Annotated in this window: 17 protein-coding genes; 6 read left to right on the plus strand and 11 right to left on the minus strand. The window is 67.8% G+C overall.

Going from position 1 to position 20,563, the window contains the following annotated elements; translation table 11 throughout:
• From RTK35_RS11235 to RTK35_RS11275, 9 genes are all read right to left on the minus strand, one after another.
• Nucleotides 1-1,863, minus strand: a complete 1,863-nt coding sequence (locus RTK35_RS11235; RefSeq protein ID WP_160482555.1) for an NAD(P)-binding protein — start codon at nucleotides 1,861-1,863, stop codon at nucleotides 1-3.
• Nucleotides 1,864-1,927: 64 nt separating this feature from the next.
• Complete coding sequence (locus RTK35_RS11240) at nucleotides 1,928-2,404, minus strand: ester cyclase (protein WP_074971708.1); 477 nt, start codon at nucleotides 2,402-2,404, stop codon at nucleotides 1,928-1,930.
• Nucleotides 2,405-2,666: 262 nt separating this feature from the next.
• The gene (locus RTK35_RS11245) at nucleotides 2,667-4,091 is read right to left on the minus strand and encodes a gamma-aminobutyraldehyde dehydrogenase (protein ID WP_316908026.1); all 1,425 of its coding nucleotides are present in this window, start codon (nucleotides 4,089-4,091) and stop codon (nucleotides 2,667-2,669) included.
• Between the two features lie 71 nt (nucleotides 4,092-4,162).
• Nucleotides 4,163-4,969, minus strand: coding sequence for an ABC transporter permease (locus RTK35_RS11250; RefSeq protein WP_044402735.1), 807 nt, complete (start codon nucleotides 4,967-4,969; stop codon nucleotides 4,163-4,165).
• Nucleotides 4,959-5,909 (minus strand): ABC transporter permease, encoded by a 951-nt coding sequence (locus RTK35_RS11255; RefSeq protein WP_044402738.1) that lies wholly within the window; start codon nucleotides 5,907-5,909, stop codon nucleotides 4,959-4,961. The genes RTK35_RS11250 and RTK35_RS11255 overlap by 11 nt, the downstream gene beginning before the upstream one ends.
• 1 nt (nucleotide 5,910) lies before the next feature.
• Nucleotides 5,911-6,939: an ABC transporter ATP-binding protein gene (locus tag RTK35_RS11260; protein ID WP_044402741.1), complete on the minus strand. Its 1,029-nt coding sequence runs from the start codon at nucleotides 6,937-6,939 to the stop codon at nucleotides 5,911-5,913.
• A 202-nt stretch (nucleotides 6,940-7,141) separates the two neighbouring features.
• A complete protein-coding gene (ydcS, locus tag RTK35_RS11265; RefSeq protein WP_316908027.1) occupies nucleotides 7,142-8,287 on the minus strand; it encodes a putative ABC transporter substrate-binding protein YdcS in 1,146 nt (381 codons plus the stop codon).
• A gap of 130 nt (nucleotides 8,288-8,417) precedes the next feature.
• Nucleotides 8,418-9,911: a gamma-aminobutyraldehyde dehydrogenase gene (locus RTK35_RS11270; protein ID WP_410478650.1), complete on the minus strand. Its 1,494-nt coding sequence runs from the start codon at nucleotides 9,909-9,911 to the stop codon at nucleotides 8,418-8,420.
• Between the two features lie 105 nt (nucleotides 9,912-10,016).
• Nucleotides 10,017-10,928 (minus strand): LysR family transcriptional regulator, encoded by a 912-nt coding sequence (locus RTK35_RS11275; protein WP_044402750.1) that lies wholly within the window; start codon nucleotides 10,926-10,928, stop codon nucleotides 10,017-10,019.
• Nucleotides 10,929-11,265: 337 nt separating this feature from the next.
• On the opposite strand from RTK35_RS11275, the gene RTK35_RS11280 reads away from it, so the two are divergent.
• The 3 genes from RTK35_RS11280 to RTK35_RS11290 are packed head-to-tail and all read left to right on the plus strand — an operon-like array spanning nucleotide 11,266 to nucleotide 12,476.
• Complete coding sequence (locus RTK35_RS11280) at nucleotides 11,266-11,838, plus strand: hypothetical protein (RefSeq protein WP_044402753.1); 573 nt, start codon at nucleotides 11,266-11,268, stop codon at nucleotides 11,836-11,838.
• A 7-nt stretch (nucleotides 11,839-11,845) separates the two neighbouring features.
• Entirely contained in the window at nucleotides 11,846-12,055 is a 210-nt protein-coding gene (locus RTK35_RS11285) for a helix-turn-helix domain-containing protein (protein WP_044402756.1), read from the plus strand.
• A 31-nt stretch (nucleotides 12,056-12,086) separates the two neighbouring features.
• Nucleotides 12,087-12,476 (plus strand): hypothetical protein, encoded by a 390-nt coding sequence (locus RTK35_RS11290; RefSeq protein WP_316908028.1) that lies wholly within the window; start codon nucleotides 12,087-12,089, stop codon nucleotides 12,474-12,476.
• Between the two features lie 9 nt (nucleotides 12,477-12,485).
• On the opposite strand, the gene RTK35_RS11295 is transcribed toward RTK35_RS11290, so the two are convergent.
• Entirely contained in the window at nucleotides 12,486-13,538 is a 1,053-nt protein-coding gene (locus tag RTK35_RS11295; protein WP_316908029.1) for an alpha/beta hydrolase, read from the minus strand.
• Between the two features lie 273 nt (nucleotides 13,539-13,811).
• On the opposite strand from RTK35_RS11295, the gene RTK35_RS11300 reads away from it, so the two are divergent.
• The 3 genes from RTK35_RS11300 (at nucleotide 13,812) to RTK35_RS11310 (ending at nucleotide 19,498) form a co-directional block, all read left to right on the plus strand.
• A complete protein-coding gene (locus tag RTK35_RS11300; protein ID WP_316908030.1) occupies nucleotides 13,812-17,945 on the plus strand; it encodes a CHASE domain-containing protein in 4,134 nt (1,377 codons plus the stop codon).
• Complete coding sequence (locus tag RTK35_RS11305; protein WP_316908031.1) at nucleotides 17,938-18,873, plus strand: diguanylate cyclase; 936 nt, start codon at nucleotides 17,938-17,940, stop codon at nucleotides 18,871-18,873. Before RTK35_RS11300 ends, RTK35_RS11305 begins: the two co-directional genes overlap by 8 nt.
• Nucleotides 18,874-18,973: 100 nt before the next feature.
• Complete coding sequence (locus tag RTK35_RS11310) at nucleotides 18,974-19,498, plus strand: DUF4410 domain-containing protein (RefSeq protein WP_074971700.1); 525 nt, start codon at nucleotides 18,974-18,976, stop codon at nucleotides 19,496-19,498.
• Here RTK35_RS11310 and RTK35_RS11315 read toward each other — a convergent pair whose 3' ends face one another.
• A complete protein-coding gene (locus RTK35_RS11315; RefSeq protein WP_316908032.1) occupies nucleotides 19,499-20,560 on the minus strand; it encodes a hypothetical protein in 1,062 nt (353 codons plus the stop codon).
• Between the last annotated feature and the right edge of the window lie 3 nt (nucleotides 20,561-20,563).

Consider the following 20,563-nt stretch of genomic DNA (forward strand, 5'->3'; position numbering starts at 1 on the left):
TCAGCCCAGCTCGCGCACCGCGCGCCAGGCTTCGTCGATGGCGGCGTGGGCGTAGGCGCTCCAGGCCGCGTCGGAGTTGGCGATGGTGACGTTGCCCAGCTTGCGGCGGGCGAGGTTCATCAGCTTCTCGCTCTCGTCTTCGTCGTCGAACAGGCTGTTGGAGAAGTAGGCGTAGCCGTGGGACCAGCGGTTGACGGTGATGGCGAGGATGTCCTTCTCGTGGTCGAAACCGGCCGGGCCGAGCATGGCCTGGAGCTGCTCGCGGATCATCGTTTCCATCTGCTCGAAGCTCATGGCGTAGAGCTTGCCGCGGCCGACACGGGCCTGGGTGCGGGCGTCCATGCCCATGCCGGGGCTGGTGGGCACGTAGACCATGTGCAGGCCGATGGGCTGGGCCGGGTCGCGGGGGTGGCGGTAGCCGCCGATGTCCACCGGGTAGTCGAGCTTGACGCGGCTGTAAGGCTGGCTGGGGGCGTAGATCTCGTGGACGCCGAGCTTGGCGAAGCTGTGCCAGTTGCGGATCACCACCTTGGTGTACACCAGCGGGAACTTGACGTTCTGCGCCAGGGCGTGGGCCTGCGGGGCGGGCAGGTCGCGGAGCAGGTAGGGAATCATCATGTTGTAGCAGGCCAGCACGCAGTGCCGGGCGCGCACGCGGTGCAGCTGGCCGCCCCGGCTGTAGCCCACGTCCACGGCGCCGGCGCGGTTGCGCACGCTGACGGCGGTGCTGTTCAGACGCAGGCGCACGGCGTTGGAGGGCAGGTCGAGGCGGGCGTAGTCGAAGTCGGCGAGGACGATGTCGTCCATGCCCTTGCCGGCGGCCACGCCCGGGATCAGGCTGCGCACCAGCAGGCGCGCCACCGAGGCGTTGCCGTCGGGGAAGTGGTAGATGTACGGCTCTTCCATCTCGGCCTTGGCTTCCTCGCTGATGGGCGAGAGGTCCATCGCGGCGAAGCCGGGGAAGCCGACGGCGTAGGCATCCGCTGCGGCGACGGCGTCGATGCTGAGGGCGGAGAAGTCGTTGGTGCGGCTGAGGAAGTAGCGGGTGGCGGCTTCGCTCAGGCCGACGTCCTTGCGCAGGAAGTCCTGGTAGCTGGTCTTGGCCAGGTGGGCTTCCTTCTCCTCGCGGCTCTTGCCGGCCAGGTAGTCACGGGGTGCTTCGTGCAGGGCGATGAGAGCCTCGCGGTCGGCTTCGGGCAGCGGGAAGTCGTTGATGAAGGCGCGCCAGCTGCGGGCGTTGAGTTTTTCCGGGGCGATGTCGTCGGCCACCATCGGTGTCGGGTCGCCGGTCACCAGCTTGTCTTCACCGAAGCCGGCCTTGTCGAAGAACACCCCGCGGGACAGCCCGAGGCCGGGGTAGAAGTCGCGGTCGAAGGCGGTCTCGAAACGGTCGATGTCCACCCCCAGCTGCTTGAGCAGGCCGTTCACCTGACTGCTGTAGAGGTGCTTGGGCGACTGGAAGGCTTCGCTGCCGCCGTAGCCGAGGATCATCCGGCCGCCGGCCTGGAATTCGTTGCGCTTGGCGTGGCCGCCGAAGTCGTCGTGGTTCTCGACGATGAGGATGCGCGCGTCGGGGTTCTGCTGCCGGTAGAACCAGGCCGCCGAGAGGCCGCTGATGCCGCCGCCGACCACCACCAGGTCGTACTGCTCCTCGATGGGCAGGCCGTCGGTGTCGAACACCTTCTTCTCCCAGCCCATCTGGTGGGCCACGTCGAAGGAGCCGGGGTGGCTGCCGCGCAGGCCGGTGAGGGCAGGGGGGTAGTAGCGCCCGGAGGGGGCTGCGCGCAGCAGCTGCAGCGGGGTGAGGCCGAGGCCGACGGTGAGGGCGGCGCCGTTGAGGAAGTCGCGGCGGGTGATGCTCATGGTGTACCTGCAAGGCGTTTGTTGTGGGTGCGGGCGCCCGGATCGTTGCCGGGCCCCCGTGGGCTTACCAGCCCAATTGCTTATTGAAGCCGAGGGCGTCGTAGTAGTCGCCCTGGTAGACGATCTTGCCGTCCTTGATACGGACGAAGCTGACCCCTTCGAACTTCAGGGGTTTGCCGGTGGCCGGGGTCTCGGCGCTCCAGGCGCCGCTGTTGGTGCCGGCGAACTCCCACTGGAAGGCGATGCCGTCGGGCCCGACGATGGGCGCGCTGGTCATCTTCCAGGTCAGGTCCGGCACGGCGCCGATGAACACCTTGATGACGTTGTCGCGGGCCGCTGCCTTGCCGTTCTGCGGCGTGCCGACGGTGGCGTCGAAGTACACCGCGTCATCGGCGAGGAAGGTGGCGGCCTTGTCGGCGTCGTGGGCGTTCCAGGCGGCCATGTAGCCCTCGACGACGGACTTGGCGTCGCTGGCGGCCTGGGCGAGACCGGCGGCGGTGCAGAGCAGGATGAAGCTGAAACTACGCAGGGTGGTTCGCATTTCGGGTTCTCCTGGGGGTGGGGTGCAGCGGTGGTGAAGCAAAGCCAGTGGAGAGGAGCCCGTAGCCCGGGCTTCAGCCCGGGAGCAGGTCCCAAAAGAGCGGGCGAATGAATTCGCCCCTACAGGGGGGGCATGAAGCGCTGAGCGTCGAGCGCGCAGGCCGGGCTAGGCGAGAAGCGCGGAGAAAGCGGAATGTACTGCAGTACATGAGCATTTCGACGTGCTTCTCAACAACGCCCGGGCCAGCGAGCGGCGCTCAGGGTCAGTGTTTGAACATGACGTGGCGGATGGCGGTGTAATCCTCGAGTCCGTACATCGACATGTCCTTCCCGTAGCCCGACAGCTTCACGCCGCCGTGGGGCATTTCGCTGACCAGCATGAAGTGGGTGTTGACCCAGGTGCAGCCGTACTGCAGGCGGGCGGCGAGGCGGTGGGCGCGGCCGACGTCGGCGGTCCACACGGAGGAGGCCAGGCCGTAGTCGGAGTCGTTGGCCCAGGCCAGCGCCTGGGCTTCGTCGTCGAAGGCGGTGACCGAAACCACCGGGCCGAAGATCTCGCGGCGCACCACTTCGTCGTCCTGGCGGGCATCGGCCAGCACGGTGGGCTCGAAGAAGAAGCCGGGACGGTCGGCACGCTTGCCGCCGGTGACCACGCGGATGTGGCTCTGCTGGCGGGCGCGTTCGACGAAGCCTTCGACGCGGGCCAGGTGCTGTTCGGTGATCAGCGGGCCGAGTTCGGTCTGCGGGTCGTCCTGCTCGCCGTAGCGGATGCTGGCGACGGCGGCGCCGAGCTTCTCGACGAACTTCTCGTAGATGCCTTTCTGGGCGTAGATGCGGCAGGCGGCGGTGCAGTCCTGGCCGGCGTTGTAGAAGCCGAAGGTGCGGATGCCTTCCACGGCGGCGTCGATGTCGGCGTCGTCGAAGATGATCACCGGGGCCTTGCCGCCCAGTTCCATGTGCATGCGCTTAACGGTGTCGGCGGTGCCGGCGATGATGCGGCTGCCGGTGGCGACCGAGCCGGTGAGGGAGACCATGCGCACCTTGGGGTGGGTGGTCAGCGGCTCGCCGACGCTGGGGCCACGGCCCACCACCAGGTTGACCACGCCGGCTGGGAAGATCGAGGCGATCAGCTCGCCCAGGCGCAGGGCGGTCAGCGGGGTCTGCTCGGAGGGCTTGAGGACCACGGTGTTGCCGGCGGCCAGGGCCGGGCCGAGTTTCCAGGCGGCCATCATCAGCGGGTAGTTCCAGGGGGCGATGGAGGCGACCACGCCCACCGGGTCGCGGCGGATCATCGAGGTGTGGCCCGGCAGGTACTCACCGGCGGCGGAGCCCTGCAGGCAGCGGCTGGCACCGGCGAAGAAGCGGAACACGTCGGCCACGGCCGGCAGTTCGTCGTTCAGCGCGGCGTTGAAGGGCTTGCCGCAGTTCTGCGATTCCAGGCGCGCCAGTTCTTCGGCGTGGGCGTCGATGGCATCGGCGAGCTTGAGCAGCAGCAGGGAGCGGTCCTTCGGTGCGGTCTGCGACCAGCCGTCGAAGGCGGCATCGGCGGCGCGTACGGCGGCGTCGACCTGGGCCGGGGTGGCTTCGGCGATTTCCACCAGGGTGCTGCCCAGGGAGGGGTTCAGGACGGCGAGCTTCTCGCCTTCGCCAGCGACCAGTTGGCCATTGATCAGGAGCTTGGTTTGCATCGTTGAAGTCCTCTTGTTCTTGAACGGGGAACGTCGTCGTTCGGCTGGGGTTCGGGCCTGGGGGCGAGCGGCTATTTGCCGCTGCCGGCCACGCCTTCGCCCCCTTTGGTCAGGTAGTAGGCGCCGAGGATCGGCAGCATGGTCACCAGCATCACCAGCATGGCCACCACGTTGGTCACTGGAACGTCACGCGGGCGACTGAGCTGGTTGAGCAGCCAGATCGGCAGGGTGCGCTCGTGGCCGGCGGTGAAGGTGGTGACGATGATCTCGTCGAAGGAGAGGGCGAAGGCGAGCATGCCGCCGGCCAGCAGGGCCGAGCCGAGGTTCGGCAGGATCACGTAGCGGAAGGTCTGCCAGCCGTCGGCGCCCAGGTCCATGGAGGCCTCGATGAGGCTGTTGGAGGTGCGGCGGAAGCGGGCGATGACGTTGTTGTAGACGATCACCACGCAGAAGGTGGCGTGGCCGATGACGATGGTCATCAGGCCGGGCTCGATGCCCAGGGCCTTGAACGCCGCCAGCAGTGCGATGCCGGTGATGATGCCGGGCAGGGCGATGGGCAGGATCAGCATCAGCGAGATGCCTTCCTTGCCGAAGAACTCCCGGCGGTACAGCGCGGCCGCGGCCAGGGTGCCGAGCACCATGGCGATGAGCGTGGCGATGCTGGCGACCTTGAGCGACAGGACGATGGATTCGATCACGTCCTGGCGCTCGAAGGCGACGCTGAACCAGTGCAGGGTGAAGCCCTGGGGCGGGAAGCTGAACGCGGCGTCTTCGGTGTTGAAGGCGTACAGGAAGATGATGAGGATCGGGAAGTGCAGGAACACCAGCCCGCCCCAGGCGGCAGCCTTGAGGCTCCAGGAAGCGTTTTCAGAGTGCATCGAAGGCCCCCAGGCGTTTGACGATGGACAGGTACACGGCGATCAGCACGATGGGCACCAGGGTGAACGCGGCGGCCATGGGCATGTTGCCGATGGCGCCCTGCTGGGCGTAGACCATGCTGCCGATGAAGTAGCCGGGCGGGCCCACCAGCTGCGGCACGATGAAGTCGCCCAGGGTGAGGCTGAAGGTGAAGATCGAGCCGGCGGCGATGCCGGGCACCGACAGCGGCAGGATCACCTGCATGAAGGTCTGCCGCGGGTGCGCGCCGAGGTCGGCCGAGGCTTGCAGCAGCGACGGCGGCAGGCGCTCCAGGGAGGCCTGGATCGGCAGGATCATGAACGGCAGCCAGATGTAGACGAACACCAGGAAGCGCCCGAAGTTGGAGGTGGACAGGGTGTTGCCGCCCACGCCGGGGGTCGCCAGCAGCAGGTTCAGCAACGGCTCCAGGCCCAGGTGCTGGACGAACCACATGGCGACGCCGCCCTTGGCCAGCAGCAGGGTCCAGGCGTAGGCCTTGACGATGTAGCTGGCCCACATCGGCATCATCACGGCGATGTAGAAGAACGCCTTGGTCTTGCCGGTGGTGTAGCGCGCCATGTAGTAGGCGATGGGGAAGGCCAGGGCGGCGCTGGCCACCGAGACCGCCACGGCCATCACCAGGGTGCGCTGGATGATGTCGAAGTTGGCGGCCTGGAACAGGGCCTGGAAGTTCGCCAGGGTCAGGTCGGTGGAGACCGCCATGGTGAAGTCATCGAAGGTGTAGAAGCCCTGCCACAGCAGCGTCAGCAGCGAGCCGAGGTAGACCGCGCCGAACCACAGCAGCGGCGGCACCAGCAGCAGCGAGAGGTACAGCGTCGGCTTGCGGTAGAGCAGGTTGGACAGGCGCCGCATCGGGCCCTTGGGGGCCTGCGCGCGGGCGGCGTTGAGTGTCAGTTCCATCTCAGGCGCCCTCGTTCAGCAGCACCATCGCCTCGCGGGCCCAGCGCAGGGTGACGCGCTGGCCGCTCTGGTGGGCGAGGTCGATGGCTTGCCATTGGTCGTTGGCCTGGCTGACGCAGAGGTTCTGGCCGTTGTCCAGGCGGATCTCGTAGCGGGTGGCGGCGCCCTGGTACTGGATGTCGTGCAGCAGGCCGCTCAGTTCCACCTCGCCGCTGGCGCAGGCGCCCTGGGCGAAGCGGATGTGCTCGGGGCGGATGGAGAAGGGTTGCGGGTTGCCGGTGAGCTGGCGGGCCAGGTCGTCGCGCAGGACGTTGGAGGTGCCGACGAACTCGGCGACGAAGGGGGTGGCCGGCTTCATGTAGAGGTTGCGCGGGGTGTCCACCTGCTCGATGCGGCCCTTGTTGAACACGGCCACGCGGTCGGACATGGACAGCGCTTCGCTCTGGTCGTGGGTGACGAAGATGAAGGTGATGCCCAGCTGGCGCTGGAGCTTCTTCAGCTCGCTCTGCATCTGCTCGCGCAGCTTGAGGTCGAGGGCGCCGAGGGGTTCGTCCAGCAGCAATACGCGGGGGCGGTTGACCAGGGCACGGGCCAGGGCCACGCGCTGGCGCTGGCCGCCGGACAGCTGCACCGGCTTGCGGCCGCCGTAGCCGCCCAGGGCCACCATGCCCAGGGCCTCTTCGGCACGGGCCAGGCGCTCGGACTTGGCCACGCCCTTGACCTTGAGGCCGTAGGCGACGTTCTCCAGCACGCTCATGTGCGGGAACAGGGCGTAGTCCTGGAAGACGGTGTTGACGTCCCGCAGGTAGGGCGGCAGGCCGGCGGCCTCCTCGCCGTGGATGCGGATGGAACCCGCGCTGGGCTGCTCGAAACCGGCGATCAGGCGCAGGCAGGTGGTCTTGCCCGAGCCGGAGGGGCCGAGCATGGAAAAGAACTCCCCGTCCTGGATATCGATGGAAACCCGGTCGACAGCCTTGACCTCGCCAAACTGGCGGGAGACCTGGGTGAATTGAACGGCGGGAGTGGTCATGGTGCGTGCTCCGGTAAAGCGAAAAGGGTGCAGGTGTGGCGTAAGAGCCCCTCGCCAGCGGCGAGGGGAGGGTGCGGGGCACCGGGCTGGGCCGAGCGAGCGGTCCGAGGGCTAGGCGCCCCGCAGCGAGACGCGAGACATACCGTGTGGTAGGCGAGCGTCGAGCGAGGACGCAACGACGCCCTCGGGTCGCGCAGCCGGGTCAGCGGCCGCCCATGATCGCGATGTAGTCCTGGGTCCAGCGACTATAGGGGACGAACTTGCCGCCCTCGGCCTGCGGGGTCTTCCAGAAGGCGATCTTGTCGAACTGGTCGTAGCCGTTGGTGCTGCAGCCTTCGGCACCCAGCAGGGCGCTGGCCTTGCAGCCTTCCGGCGCGGCGGGCACGGAGCCGAACCAGGCGGCGACGTCGCCCTGGACCTTGGGCTCCAGGGACCAGTTCATCCACTTGTAGGCGCAGTTCGGGTGCTGGGCCTCGGCGTGCAGCATGGTGGTGTCGGCCCAGCCGGTGACGCCTTCCTTGGGGAACACGGTGGCGATGGGCTGGCCTTCGGTCTTCAGGGCGTTGGCCTGGTACGGCCAGGCGCTGGAGGCGACCACGCCTTCGTTCTTGAAGTCGCTCATCTGCACGGTGGTGTCGTGCCAGTAGCGGTGGATCAGGTCGTGCTGCTTGCGCAGCAGGTCGAGCACGGCGGCGTACTGCTTCTCGTCGAGCTGGTAGGGGTCGGTGATGCCCAGGGCAGGCTGGGTGGCCTTGAGGTAGAGGGCGGCGTCGGCGATGTAGATCGGGCCGTCATAGGCCTGCACGCGGCCCTTGTTGGGCTTGCCGTCGGGCAGGTTCTGCGCTTCGAACACCACGGACCAGCTGTCCGGGGCCTTGGTGAAGGCCTGGGCGTTGTACATCAGCAGGTTCGGGCCCCACTGGTAGGGGGTGCCGTAGGTCTTGCCGGCGACGGTGTACCAGGGCGCGTCCTTCAGGCGTGGGTCGATGTTCTTCCAGTTGGGGATCAGGTTGGGGTCGATGGGCTGCACGCGCTTGCCGTAGATCAGGCGCAGCGAGGCATCGCCGGAGGCGGTGACCAGGTCGTAGCCGCCCTTGGCCATGAGGCTGACCATCTCGTCGGAGGTGGCGGCGGTCTTCACGTTGACCTGGCAGCCGGTGTCCTTTTCGAACTGGCTGACCCAGTCGTAGTTCTTGTCGGACTGGCCGCGTTCGATGTAGCCGGGCCAGGCGACGATGTCGAGGCGGCCTTCGCCGGCTCCCACGGTGGTGATGGCGTCGGCGGCCTGGAGGCTGGCACTGGCGAGCAGGCCGGTGGTGATGGCGCTGAGCAGGGTGATCTGGCGCATTGGTGTCTCCCTCGTTGTTGTCTCTTTTGGTAGGGCAGCTTCAATGGGGTGCAGCGTCCCGCGTGCGGCCGGGATGAGCGGTCCGCCGGGGTGTCTTGTTGTGCGCCGGCAGCGTGCCGCCGGCGTTCGTTCAGTCCTGTAGCTGGCCGTGGCAGGCCATGATGTGGCGCACCACGCTGTAGTCCTGCAGCGAGTCGCTGGACAGGTCCTTGCCGTAGCCGGAGCGCTTCAGCCCGCCGTGGGGCATCTCGCTGGCCAGCATGAAATGGGTGTTGATCCAGGTGCAGCCGTACTGCAGCCGGTTGGCGATCTGGAAGGCGCGGTCGAGGTTCTGCGTCCACACCGAGGAGGCCAGGCCGTATTCGGAGTCGTTGGCCCAGTCCACGGCCTGTTCCAGGTGCTCGAAACGGGTGACGGTGACCACCGGGCCGAAGACTTCGCGCTGGACGATCTCGTCCTGCTGCCTGCAGCCGGCCAGCAGGGTGGGCTGGTAGTAGAAGCCGGGGCCGGAGTGCACGGCGGCGCCGGTGACGCGTTCGATGTGGGGCTGGCCGAGGGCGCGTTCGACGAAGCTGGCGACGCGGTCGCGCTGGCGGGCGCTGATCAGCGGGCTGATCTCGTTGTCGGCGTCGCGCTTGCGGGCGAAGCGGATGCTCGCCACGGCGTCGCCCAGTTCGGCCACCAGGCGGTCATGGATGCCGGCCTGGGCGTAGATGCGGCAGGCGGCGGTGCAGTCCTGCCCGGCGTTGTAGTAGCCGTGGGTGCGTACGCCCTGGACCACGGCGGCCAGGTCGGCGTCGTTGCAGACGATGACCGGGGCCTTGCCGCCCAGCTCCAGGTGGGTGCGCTTGAGGGTGCGGGAGGCGGCCTGGAGGATCTTCTGCCCGGTGACGATGTCGCCGGTGAGGGAAACCATGCGCACCTTGGGGTGGCTGACCAGGTGGCTGCCGACGCTCTCGCCGCCGCCGCAGACGATGTTGAGGACACCGGCCGGCAGCAGGTCCACCAGCAGCGGGGCCAGGGCCAGCACGCTCAGCGGGGTGTGCTCGGAGGGCTTGAACACCAGGGTGTTGCCGGCGGCCAGTGCGGGGGCGATCTTCCACGCGGCCATCATCAGCGGGTAGTTCCAGGGCGCGATGGAGGCAACCACGCCCACGGGGTCGCGGCGCACCATGCTGGTGTGCCCGGCGACATATTCACCGGTGAGCTGGCCCTGCTGGCAGCGCACGGCGCCGGCGAAGAAGCGGAACACGTCGGCGGTGGCCGGCAGGTCGTCCTGGCGGGCCAGGTGCAGGGGCTTGCCGCAGTTCAGCGATTCCAGCTGGGCCAGTTGCTCGGCCTTGTGCTCGATGGCATCGGCGATGGCCAGGAGGGCACGGGCGCGGTGGGCGGGGGTGGTGCGGGACCAGGCGGGGAAGGCGCGGTGGGCGGCGGCGATGGCCTGTTCGACCTGGTCCTGGGAGGCATCGGCGATGCTCACCAGGGTTTCGCCGGTGGCGGGGTTGATGATGGCTTCGGCCATGCCTTCGCCGGTGACCAGCTGGCCATCGATCAGAAGCGCGGTATGCAAGGTCGGGCCGGTCATCTTCGTGGTTCTTCTTTTATCGGTCTTGTTATCGGGCATGCGGGGCTCCGTGGACGGGCCGGGCGCTGACCTTCTGGTATAGCGACAGAGACTAGAGCCCGGGCCTGGGGTCGACAAATTCTAAATAACGAAAGGCGCGTTCGATTAAATCGAAGGCCGCTTGGTGTTCGGATGCTCGCGGGCGACGGTGAGGAAGGGGTCCACCATCGGCGGTCGGGTGGTGCCCCGGCGCCAGGCCAGGCCCACGTCCAGGGGCTCGCTGAGGTCCACCAGGGGGCGGGCTTCGATGATGTCGCCCTCCAGGGACCAGGGGCGGTAGGTCATGTCCGGCTGGATCGACAGGCCGAGCCCGGCGGCCACCAGGCTGCGCACGGCCTCCACCGAGGCGGTGCGCAGGGTGACCTGGGGCGTGAGCCCGGCGCGGGACCAGATGCGCTGGGTGTGCAGGCCCATTTCGTCGGCGTTGAGCTGGATCAGCGGCTGCCCGGCGACGTCCGCCAGGCTGATGCTGTCGCGCTCCAGCAGCGGGTGCTGGGCCGGCAGCCAGAGGCGATGCGGGGAATGGGTCAGCACCTCGGTCTGCAGGGCGTGGCGGTCTTCCAGGTTGGAGAGGATGAGCACGCCGACGTCGATCTCGCCGCTCACCAGAAGGTGTTCGATGTAGGGGCGTTCGTCCTCCACCACGCGGGTCTGCACGTTGGGGTAGGCCCGCTGGAAACGGTTGATCAGGTCCGCCAGGTAGTAGCCGGCCACCAGGCTGGTGACGCCGATGGTGAGGCGCCCGGACACCTGGTCGGTGCTCTGCTGCAGGCTGCGCTTGGCGTTCTCCACCGTCGCCAGGATCAGGTGCGCCTGGCGCAGGAACTGGTGGCCCTGGTGGGTGAGGGTCATGCCCTTGGCATGGCGGTCGAACAGCCGCACGCCAATCTCGTCCTCCAGCTGCTGGATGGCCAGGGTCAGGGTGGACTGGGAAATGAACACCGCCTGGGCTGCAGCGGAAATCGAGCCGCTTTCGGCCACGGCAATGAAATGACGGATCTGGCGGAGGGTCATCATGGGAGAGGGTCGGCCATGGAATGGGGTGTTTTAGGAAAAGGAAGCGGCGTTTTTAAGAAAATGCATGGTTGCATTCTTTTTTATAGAACAAAACCCATCGTGCCCAGGCGTTCGCTCGGATCGGCGGGCCTCAACCGGGGTGCGACATTCGCGCACGTGCCGTGGGCACCCATGGGAGCGTCCCCGTCCGGGTGGGCATGCCGCCGAACCTCAACGAATGAATGCGCCTGAATTTTAGGGTTGATCGATCCGCTTTTTTTGCATTACTTTTTAAAAAGTTATCGCGAGACGATAATTTATTAATCCGAAATGCAATTGAACCCAGGACGGTTTCCCTATGCAACACCTTCCCTTGCTGTCTTCCTTCAAGCGCCTCAAGTGGGCCGGGCTGGCCACCGCCGGCCTGGCCTGTGTCATGGCCCTGAGCGACATCATCATCAACACCGCCATGTGGCACAGCGGCCTGATCAGTACCGGCTACCTGGAATTCTGGGGCGAGAGCATCCCGCTGCTGCTGGCGGAGGACTACCAGCTCCCTACGCTGAACCTGGTGCTGCTGGTGGCGCTGGACTATGTGCCGGTGCTGATCTCCAGCCTGGGCCTGCTGCTGACCGGGCTGTTCTTCCTGCGGCTGTCGCGCCGCGAGCTGTGGTCCACCCGTAATGCGCGGCTGCTGATGACCATCGGCGGGCTGTCGATCCTCGGTCTTGTGCTGCAACCAGTTCTCTACACCCTGACCGGTCTAGTACTATCGCTCGGCCTTCCCCCGGGGGAGGGTCTCCTGGCGGTTTCCGTCGGTTTCAATACCGAATCCATGTCCGAACTCCTCAAGGCGGTCTTCGTCTGCTCGTTCGGTTTCATGATGAATGAAGCCCGCTCGCTCAACGAGGAAGTCAAGGCGTTCGTATAACGGCACCATGAGCATCATCATCAGGCTGGACGTGGTCCTGGCGCAGAACAAGGTTCGCTCCAAGGAACTCGCTGAAATCATCGGCATCACCGAGCAGAACCTTTCCCTTCTGAAGAACGGCAAGGTGAAGGGCATTCGCCTGGAAACCCTCGACCGCATCTGCCGGACCCTCAACTGCCAGCCTGGCGACATCCTCGAGTACCAGCCGGACGACTGATCCGGCCCCACCCCAACCCCGGTGAATCCCCTTGAAACGACTCCTGTCCCTGGCAGGCGCGGCGACTGCGCTCGCCCTGCTTTCGGCCTGTGGCCCCTCCGGCCGCTACCAATACGACCTCCCCAAGGATGGTTACTCCCAGGCCTGCGTCGCCCAGTGCCGCATGCAGAAGCAGCAATGCGGCTACCTGGACGACAGCAAGCGGCGCCTGCAGGAAGCCCGCATGGACGCCTACCACTACTGCGTGGCGGGCAAGGACAAGCGCCAGGCCCGCAAGGACTGCGCCTACCCCGGCACCTACGGTGGCTATGGCAGCTACGGCGGCGGCTACAGCGCCTTCAGCTCCTGCGCCGACGACTACGACCAGTGCTTCACCAGCTGCGGCGGCACCATCCGCTGGATACCGGCGCCGACGCAGTAGGCCGCGACCTCAAGGGCCGGTGCGTTGCCAGGCGCAGATGTCCAGGGTGGCGCCGCGCTTGAGCAACGGGCCGGCCTCGCGGGTCTCCACCAGGCGCGACTGCCCATGCCAGCACAGCAGCGTGCGCCGCCCGCCGTAGGCCAGGTCCGCGAGGATCTGCCCCCAGTGGCGGTACTGCACGTCGTGACCCTCGCCGGGGTACAGGCGGGTGGCCACGACATTGGCGTAGTGGCTGCGCCAGAACGCGGCGTGGGCCGGCACCACCGTGGTGTCGGCCTCGCCGTGGTAGATGAACACCGGCGCGGCCACCGCCGAGACGTCCGCCACTGGCTGGCTGCAGTAGAGCTTCAGCTCGTGCACCAGGGGTTGCAGGTCGAAACCGGTCGAGCCCTTGCCATAGAAGAAGCGCGCGCCTTCGTCGGCGGCCTCGTCGAGGAAGCCCGGCACCCGGTTCACTGCGGTGTTCGGCCCCAGGTCCCACCACACCGAGGGCACGTCGTAACGGGCGGCCAGGTAATTGTCGATGATCTGCTGGTCACTGAGCGCGCAGGACGGGGAGGGCGCCGCCACCCCTGCGTTCTGCGAGATGGCCGCCGCCAGGTGCACCGAGCGCAGGCGTGTCGGCAGGCGCGAGGCGATGGCCGCGCTGTAGGGCCCACCGCCGGAAATCGCCACCAGGGAGAAACGCTGCACGCCCAGGTGGGCCAGCAGCGCCTCCACCTCGGCGGCGTAGCTGGCGTAGTCGCCGCTGGGGTCGAAGGCGGTTTCGCCGAAGCCGTTGCGTTCCAGGGCGATGAAGCGCAGCCCCAGGGATTGCCGCAGGCTGCGCAGGAAGTCGGTCAGCGCCAGGGCCCGACCACTGGTGCCGTGCCCGCTGACCAGTACCACCGGGATGCCGTTGCGCGGGCCTTCGTCCAGGTAATGCAGGGTCTTGCCGTTGCCATCCACCCAGCGCTGCATCGCCGGGCCCATGTAGTCGAAGTCGTTCTGCACCTTCACATCCGCCAGCGCCGTGCCCAGGCTCAGGGCAAGGGCCAGCAGCCATCCGAAGCAACCCTTCATGGGTGTTCTCCTGTTCGTCGTGGTTTCGTCCGATCCACCGCATCCCGACTGCCAGGCCACCTGGGAAACGGAGCGGCACCAGTGTAGGAAGACCCCGGGCATCCGTTTTGACGTGAAGCGACGCTTTCTCGGACGGTGACGACTCCACACGGCGTGCCTGTGCCGGCATTTGGCCTGCAAACACCCGACCAGCGTCTACGCTGTCGAAAAGCAGCCGCCGGGGCGTCAAGACGTCTTGCCCCGGCTGTTCGGGACAGACGCCGGGAACGAAGGATGATCAGAAGGCAGGCCGTGATCGTGGTGGCATGGATGCTGGTGGTGCTGGGTGCCGGGCTGCTCGCCAGCCTGCTGGTCAGCCAGCACCAGGCCAATCGCAACCAGAGCTTCATCCACCAGATACTGCTCAACGACGGCAAGCTGATCGAGCACGAGCTGATCGGCCGGCTGGACATCTACACCTACCGCCTGCGCAGCATCCGCGGCGCGATCTACATGCTGCAGTTGCCCAACGTCACCCGTGATCTACTGGCGCGCTTCGGGCGTGTCCGCGACATCGAGAAGGAGTTTCCCGGAGCCCGGGGCTTCGGCTTCATACGCCGCGTCGCGCCCGAGGATGAAGCTGCGTTTCTCCGTCGGACCCGGGCGGACGGCATGCCGGACTTCAGCATTCGTCAATTCGCCCCCCACGCCGGCGAGCGCTACGTGATCGAGTTCGTAGACCCTGCCCAGCGCAACCAGGCCGCTTTCGGCCTCGACATCGCCTCCGAAACTCATCGGCGCGTCGCCGCCGTCACGGCGATGAACACCGGCCAGCCGACCCTTACCGCGCCCATCACCCTGGTGCAGGAGTCGGTCGAGCCTTCGCGCGCCTTTCTCCTGCTGCTGCCGGTCTACGCCACGCCGGGTACGCCGCCCACCGTCGACGAGCGCCAGCGCAATGCCCTGGGCTGGACCTATGCGCCCCTGTCCATGCAGGAAGTGATGCGCTCGATGACCTACCCGGCCAGCGACCTGCACCTGGCTCTCTACGACGTGGTGGACAGCAACACCAACCACCTCATCTACGACTCCTCGCCCGACCATGTGGACGACGGGGTTGCCAGCGCCATCTTCCAGCGCGAGGTCTACGGGCGCACCTGGCGCTTCGAGATCAGTCCCCACGCCAACTACATCCAGCGCCTGGAGTTGCCCAGCCCGGAGCGCGTGTTCGGCATCGGCACCCTGGCCAGCCTGTTGCTCACCGGCATGACCGGTGCCCTGCTGGTGTCGCGGCAGCGGCAGAGGACCATCTCCGCGCAACAGGCGCGCCTGGCCACCATCATCGAGAACTCCCGGGATGCCATCATCGGCGAGGCCCTGGATGGCACCATCGTCACCTGGAACCCCGCCGCCGAGCAGATGTTCGGCTACCGCGCCGATGAGGTCATCGGCCGCCCCCTGGCGCCGCTGCTGGTGCCCCCCGAACGCTTCTGGGAGGACGAAGAGCTGCTCGAACGGGTCTCGCGGGGCGAGCTGGGTTCGACCCTGGAGACCCAGCGTCGGCACAAGCAGGGCCACCTGATCGACGTGGCCATCACCTGCAGCCTGATCCGCGAGCCGGACGGCAAGATCCTCGCCGCCGCCAAGCTGATGCACGACATCAGCGACCGCCTGCGCGCCGAGAACTACCTGCGCGAATTCAACGCCAAGCTCGAACTGGAGGTGAGCCAGCGCACCGCCGAGCTGTCACGCCTTGCCGGCCTGCTGCAGGGCGTGCTCAACGCCTCCTCGGAGGTGTCCATCATCGCCACCGACACCCACGGCCAGGTGGCGATCTTCAACCGGGGCGCCGAGCGCCTGCTGGGCTACCGGGCCGACGACGCGGTGGGCCTGCTGTCGATCCTCTCGCTCCACGAGCAGGGCGAGATCAACCGGCGCGGCGAAGAACTCAGCGCCGAAGCCGGGCGCAGGGTTCAGGGGCTGGAGGTGCTGTGCCTGAAAGCCGACAGCCAGGGCGCGGAAACCCGTGAGTGGACCTACATCCGCCAGGATGGCAGCGCGGTGCCGGTGTCCATGGTGATGACCGCCATCCGCACCACCGGCGGCGAAGCCATCGGCTACCTGAGCATCGCCCAGGACATCACCGAGCGGCGGCGATCCAGCGAGGAGCTGCGTGCCGCCACGGTGGCGGCCGAACGCGCCAACGCGGCCAAGAGCCTGTTCCTGGCCAACATGAGCCACGAGATCCGCACCCCGATGAACGCCGTGATCGGCGTCGCCCACCTGCTGCAGAACACCCCGCTCAACGAGGAGCAGCGCAACCTGCTGGGCAAGCTGGAGATCGCCGGGCGTTCGCTGCTGGGGATCATCAACGACATCCTCGACATCGCCAAGATCGAGGCCGGCGAGATGCGCCTGGAAAGCCGCCCCTTCAGCCTCCGCCAGGTGCTGCAGGAGCTGGGCGAGCTGTTCTCGCCCCAGGCCGAGGCCAAGGGCCTGGGCTTCACCCTGGAGGGCCTCGACGAACTGCCGGCGCAAGTGCTGGGGGACTCCCTGCGGATCAACCAGATCCTCATGAACCTGGTGGGCAACGCGCTGAAGTTCACCGCCACCGGGCAGATCACCGTTCGTGTCGCCTGCCGGGAGGTCGATGCCGAACAGGTCCGGGTGACCCTCACGGTCGTCGACACCGGCTGCGGCATCGCCGCCGACGTGGTGGACCAACTGTTCTCGCCCTTCACCCAGGCCGATGCCTCCACCACCCGTCGCTTCGGCGGCACCGGGCTGGGGTTGTCGGTGGTGCGTGGCCTGGCCGAGCAGATGGGCGGCAGCGCCGGGGTGCGCAGCGTACTGGGGCAGGGCAGCGAGTTCTGGGTGGAGATTCCACTGGAAATCGCCCAGACCGATCTGGACTCCACCGCCACCGCACGCAGCCTGGAAGTGGTGGTGGTGGACGACAGCGCAGCCGACCGTCAGCAACTGGCGCGCCATTGCCGTGGGCTCGGCTGGCGGGTGCGCATGCTGGACAGCGGCGAAGCCCTGCTGGATCTGCTGCGCGAGCGCGTGCAGCACGGCTTGCAGCTGCCCGACGTGCTACTGGTTGACTGGCAGATGCCAGGGCTCGACGGCGTTGCCGTGCTGGAAGAGAGCGCACGTATTCTCGCCCCGACCCGCCTGCCCAGCAGCCTGCTGGTCTCGGCCCACGAGCTCGACGGCTATGTGCGGGAGAGTGGCGGACTGGTGGACCAGGCCCTGCGCAAGCCGGTGGACAGCTCCAGCCTGTTCAATGCCGTCAACTCGGCAGTGGTCCGCCATGTCGGCAACACCGAGAAGGTGATGCTCGGCACCGACCTGGATACCCGCTCCACCCGCTGGCTGGAGGGCACCCGCCTGCTGCTGGTGGACGACAGCGAGATCAATCTCGAAGTGGCCAGCCTGCTGCTTGGCCAGCAGGGCGCCGAGGTGGACACCGCCATGAACGGGCGCGAAGCGGTGCAACGTCTCGAACAGGCACCGGATCACTACGACGCGGTGCTGATGGACGTGCAGATGCCGGAAATGGACGGCTATGAAGCCACCCGCACCCTGCGCGGGAAGCTCGGCCTGACCCGCCTGCCGGTGATCGCCCTGACCGCCGGTGCCCTGGCCGAGGAGCGCCGCCAGGCCGAGGCGGCCGGCATGAACGAGTTCCTTTCCAAGCCCCTGGAGCCGGCCTCGCTGATCCGCACCCTGCGTCGGCTGATCGAGCAGTTCCGCCTGGAGCCGCTGCCCGTGCGCAACCTCTCCGCACGCCTGGAGCAGAAAGACGAGCAGGCGTGGCCGGTGATCCCCGGCATCGACGCCCGGGAGGCGGCGAACCGGCTGGGAAACGACATCGACCTCTTCCTCGGGTCGCTGAACAAGCTGTTCAACGAATTTGCCGACCTCGAGGACACCCAGCTCGCCCAGCAACTGCTCAGCCGTGATGCGGCGACCCTGGCTGGCAAGCTGCACAAGCTGCGAGGCTCCGCCGGCCTGCTGGGGGCCATGGCGCTGCACCGGGCCTGCGGCGATGGCGAGTCGAGCATCCGCAGGCCGGCCGGCAGCGCCGAGCAACGCCTGGCCCTGCAGCAGGTGTCCGAAGCCCTGGTGGCCCTGCGCGCGGCCGCTGCGCCTTATCTGGAGACACAGCTGAGTACCCCGGTCTCCGGACCGCAGGACGCCGGCGAGGCCGAGCAGGCCCTGCAGCGGCTGGTCAGCCAGCTGCAGGGCCGTGACATGGCGGCCATCGACACCTTTCCCGACGCCGTGGCGGCCCTGCTGGCAAAAGGCGGCCAGGCATTGGCGGACGCGGCCTGGAAGGCGGTGGACGACCTGCAATTCGACCAGGCACTGGACGTCCTGGCGGCCCATGGACTGATTGACGACGAGGGAAGCGAGCATGCATGACGCCATCATCCTGCTGGTGGATGACGACACCCTGGCCATCCGCGCACTGAGCAAGGCCCTGAACGGCCTGGGTCAGATCCGCTTCGCCACCTCCGGGGAGGAGGGGTTGCGCATTGCCCGGGAGAGCTTCCCGGATTTGGTCATCCTCGACTCGGAGATGCCCGGCATGAGCGGCTTCCAGGTATGCGAGGCGCTGAAGAAGGACCCGGTGCTGGAGGCCATCCCGGTGATCTTCATCACCAGCCACACTGAAGGCGACATGGAGGAGGCCGGCCTGGCCCTGGGCGCGGTGGACTTCATCGCCAAGCCCATCCGCCCGGCCATCGTCGCCGCCCGGGTGCGCACCCACCTCCGGCTCAAGCAGGCCCTCGACCGCCTCAACGTGCTGGCCCAGACCGACGGCCTCACCGGGCTTTCCAACCGCCGCACCCTCGATGCCGCCCTGGAGCGCGAGTGCGTCCGCGCCAGCCGCAGCGGCAGCGCGGTGTCCCTGGTGTTGCTCGATATCGACTTCTTCAAGCGCTACAACGACACCTACGGCCACATCCAGGGCGACCAGTGCCTGGTGTTGGTGTCGGCGGCCCTGCGTCGGTGCGCCAAGCGTGCAATCGACCTGGTGGCGCGCTACGGCGGCGAGGAGTTCGCCCTGCTGCTGCCGGATACGGGAGCGGATGGCGCGCGGGAAGTGGCCGAGCACATCCACCAGGAGGTGGCACTGCTGGGCATCCCGCACTCGGCCAGTGACAAAGGCCAGGTTTCTGTCTCCATCGGCGTCGCCAGTTTCGTGCCAGCAGAACCGACGTTGCACCCGCACCTGTCTCCGGCCGACCTGCTCAAGGAGGCGGATGCGGCCCTCTACGAGGCCAAGACGGCTGGGCGCTCCTGCAGCCGCCAGCGTGACGTGCCCGGCGAGCCCGTAACCGGATAATGCCGTTCATTCCGCTCGTGCCGCGCTTCGCCGGGTCGCCCTCGACAGGGCGCCCGGCCCTGGTCCAGGCTGCTTCCCCCAGTTCCTACAGGGTTCCTTCATGCGCTCGATCCTGCTTGCCGCTGTCCTGCTGTTGCCCGTCGCCACGTTCGCGGCGGAGCCGGCGCTCTACCTCACCGACTTCGTCGCGCAAGACCCAGGCGATGCCCAGCAGCGCGAGCGAGCAACCCAGTTGGGCGCCGCGTTGCAGCAGGCCCTTGGCGCACGGCAGGTGCAGGTGTCGCGTCTGGATGAACGCCAGCCCCTGCCGCAGAGTGGCTGGCTGATCCAGGGTCAGGTCGCCAGCCAGGGCGGCCGGCGCCTGGTGCGCACGGCGGTGGGGTTCGGCGCGGGTGCCAGCAGCGTCGAGGCCCAGGTGTGGATCAGCGACCTGGCTGCCGGCGAACTGCGCCAGCTGGCCGCCCAGGACCGTTCCGGGCGCCTGCCGGGTGCACTGGTGTCACGTAATCCTCAAGTGGCAGCAGCCAAGTTCCTGCTGGAGCGCCGGGCACTGGACCGCAACCTGGACGAGGTCGCCGCCGAACTGGCCGACGAGATCGTCCGGGACCTGGCCACGGCGCGCTGATCAGCCCAGTCCGGTCAGGGGAATGCGGCGGATGCGGCCGTCCAGCGGGGCGGTGCCCGCCCCCGGCGTCGGCAACGGTCGACCGCTGAGCCCCATGCCTTCGCTGACCAGCACCGCATCGGGCAGCAGGCAGAGGTTGGACGGCGTATCCAGCCCTTCGGCCAGCACCGCGACCGTGCCACGGCTCAGGTCGCAGTGCAGCAGGCGCCCGCTGAAGCGCTCGAACCCGCCGTGCCAGGCGGCGCCGGCCCAATCCGGGGTCAGCGGTTGCAGCAGTCGCTGACACAGCTCCAGGACCAGCAGGTTGCCGTCCTTCGTCAGTGCCAGGCCGGTAGGCAGCTGCAAGCCGAACACCACCGTCTCGATACGGCCGTCTTCGGGCCAGACGCGGATCACCTGCCCGGCGTGGTCGGCGAACTCCACGCCGCGCAGCGCCGGGTCGCGGCGCAACTCACCGGAGAACAGCGTCACCAGCAGCGCACCGGTGGCCGGCTCGTGCACCAGGGTCACCGGCACCGCCTCCTGGCCCTGGGCAAGGTCCGGCAACTGGACCAGCACCCGCTCGTCATAGCCCTCGACGAACTCCACCACCTGGTTGGTATCCGGTTTGACCGACAGCCAGCTGCGCCGCCCCGGGTGGTAGCACAGGGCGTTGAGGTTGCCCCGGCTGCGGAACAGCGTGGCCGGCGGCGACTGGCCAAGGTCCAGGATGCGCGAGCCGTCCACGTAGTCAGTGAGGCTGGCCAGGCAGCGCCCACCGGCGCAGCACACGTCGGACAGCCCCATGATCTCGTCCCGCAGCATGCGCACCTGCATGTTCATGGAGCGGAAGCCCTCGGCGATCACCTCCGGCGCCTGGTAGTGGCCGGAGAGGCCCGGCGCCGGGCGCAACCGGCTGATGCGCCCGCTGAGGGGCTGGTCGGCATGCCCGGAGCCGGCCTCCACCAGCAGCAGGCTGCCGTCGGGCTCCAGGCACAGGCCCCGGGGGTTGAGCAGGCCTTCCGCGATCACCCTGCCGCTGCGCACGGCGTCGCGTGGGTTGAAGGGGATATGGATGGTCATGGC

Source organism: Pseudomonas sp. zfem003 (assembly GCF_032621675.1).
GTDB classification, from domain to species: Bacteria; Pseudomonadota; Gammaproteobacteria; order Pseudomonadales; family Pseudomonadaceae; genus Metapseudomonas; species Metapseudomonas otitidis.

Excerpts from the sequence above, each read along its gene's own strand:
- RTK35_RS11315 (WP_316908032.1), bottom strand. The coding sequence starts at position 20,560 with ATGACCATCCATATCCCCTTCAACCCACGCGACGCCGTGCGCAGCGGC.
- RTK35_RS11235 (WP_160482555.1), bottom strand. The coding sequence starts at position 1,863 with ATGAGCATCACCCGCCGCGACTTCCTCAACGGCGCCGCCCTCACCGTC.
- RTK35_RS11245 (WP_316908026.1), bottom strand. The coding sequence starts at position 4,091 with ATGCAAACCAAGCTCCTGATCAATGGCCAACTGGTCGCTGGCGAAGGC.
- RTK35_RS11300 (WP_316908030.1), top strand. The coding sequence starts at position 13,812 with ATGATCAGAAGGCAGGCCGTGATCGTGGTGGCATGGATGCTGGTGGTG.
- RTK35_RS11255 (WP_044402738.1), bottom strand. The coding sequence starts at position 5,909 with ATGGAACTGACACTCAACGCCGCCCGCGCGCAGGCCCCCAAGGGCCCG.
- ydcS (WP_316908027.1), bottom strand. The coding sequence starts at position 8,287 with ATGCGCCAGATCACCCTGCTCAGCGCCATCACCACCGGCCTGCTCGCC.
- RTK35_RS11305 (WP_316908031.1), top strand. The coding sequence starts at position 17,938 with ATGCATGACGCCATCATCCTGCTGGTGGATGACGACACCCTGGCCATC.
- RTK35_RS11295 (WP_316908029.1), bottom strand. The coding sequence starts at position 13,538 with ATGAAGGGTTGCTTCGGATGGCTGCTGGCCCTTGCCCTGAGCCTGGGC.
- RTK35_RS11240 (WP_074971708.1), bottom strand. The coding sequence starts at position 2,404 with ATGCGAACCACCCTGCGTAGTTTCAGCTTCATCCTGCTCTGCACCGCC.
- RTK35_RS11280 (WP_044402753.1), top strand. The coding sequence starts at position 11,266 with ATGCAACACCTTCCCTTGCTGTCTTCCTTCAAGCGCCTCAAGTGGGCC.
- RTK35_RS11310 (WP_074971700.1), top strand. The coding sequence starts at position 18,974 with ATGCGCTCGATCCTGCTTGCCGCTGTCCTGCTGTTGCCCGTCGCCACG.
- RTK35_RS11270 (WP_410478650.1), bottom strand. The coding sequence starts at position 9,911 with ATGCCCGATAACAAGACCGATAAAAGAAGAACCACGAAGATGACCGGC.
- RTK35_RS11285 (WP_044402756.1), top strand. The coding sequence starts at position 11,846 with ATGAGCATCATCATCAGGCTGGACGTGGTCCTGGCGCAGAACAAGGTT.
- RTK35_RS11250 (WP_044402735.1), bottom strand. The coding sequence starts at position 4,969 with ATGCACTCTGAAAACGCTTCCTGGAGCCTCAAGGCTGCCGCCTGGGGC.
- RTK35_RS11275 (WP_044402750.1), bottom strand. The coding sequence starts at position 10,928 with ATGATGACCCTCCGCCAGATCCGTCATTTCATTGCCGTGGCCGAAAGC.
- RTK35_RS11260 (WP_044402741.1), bottom strand. The coding sequence starts at position 6,939 with ATGACCACTCCCGCCGTTCAATTCACCCAGGTCTCCCGCCAGTTTGGC.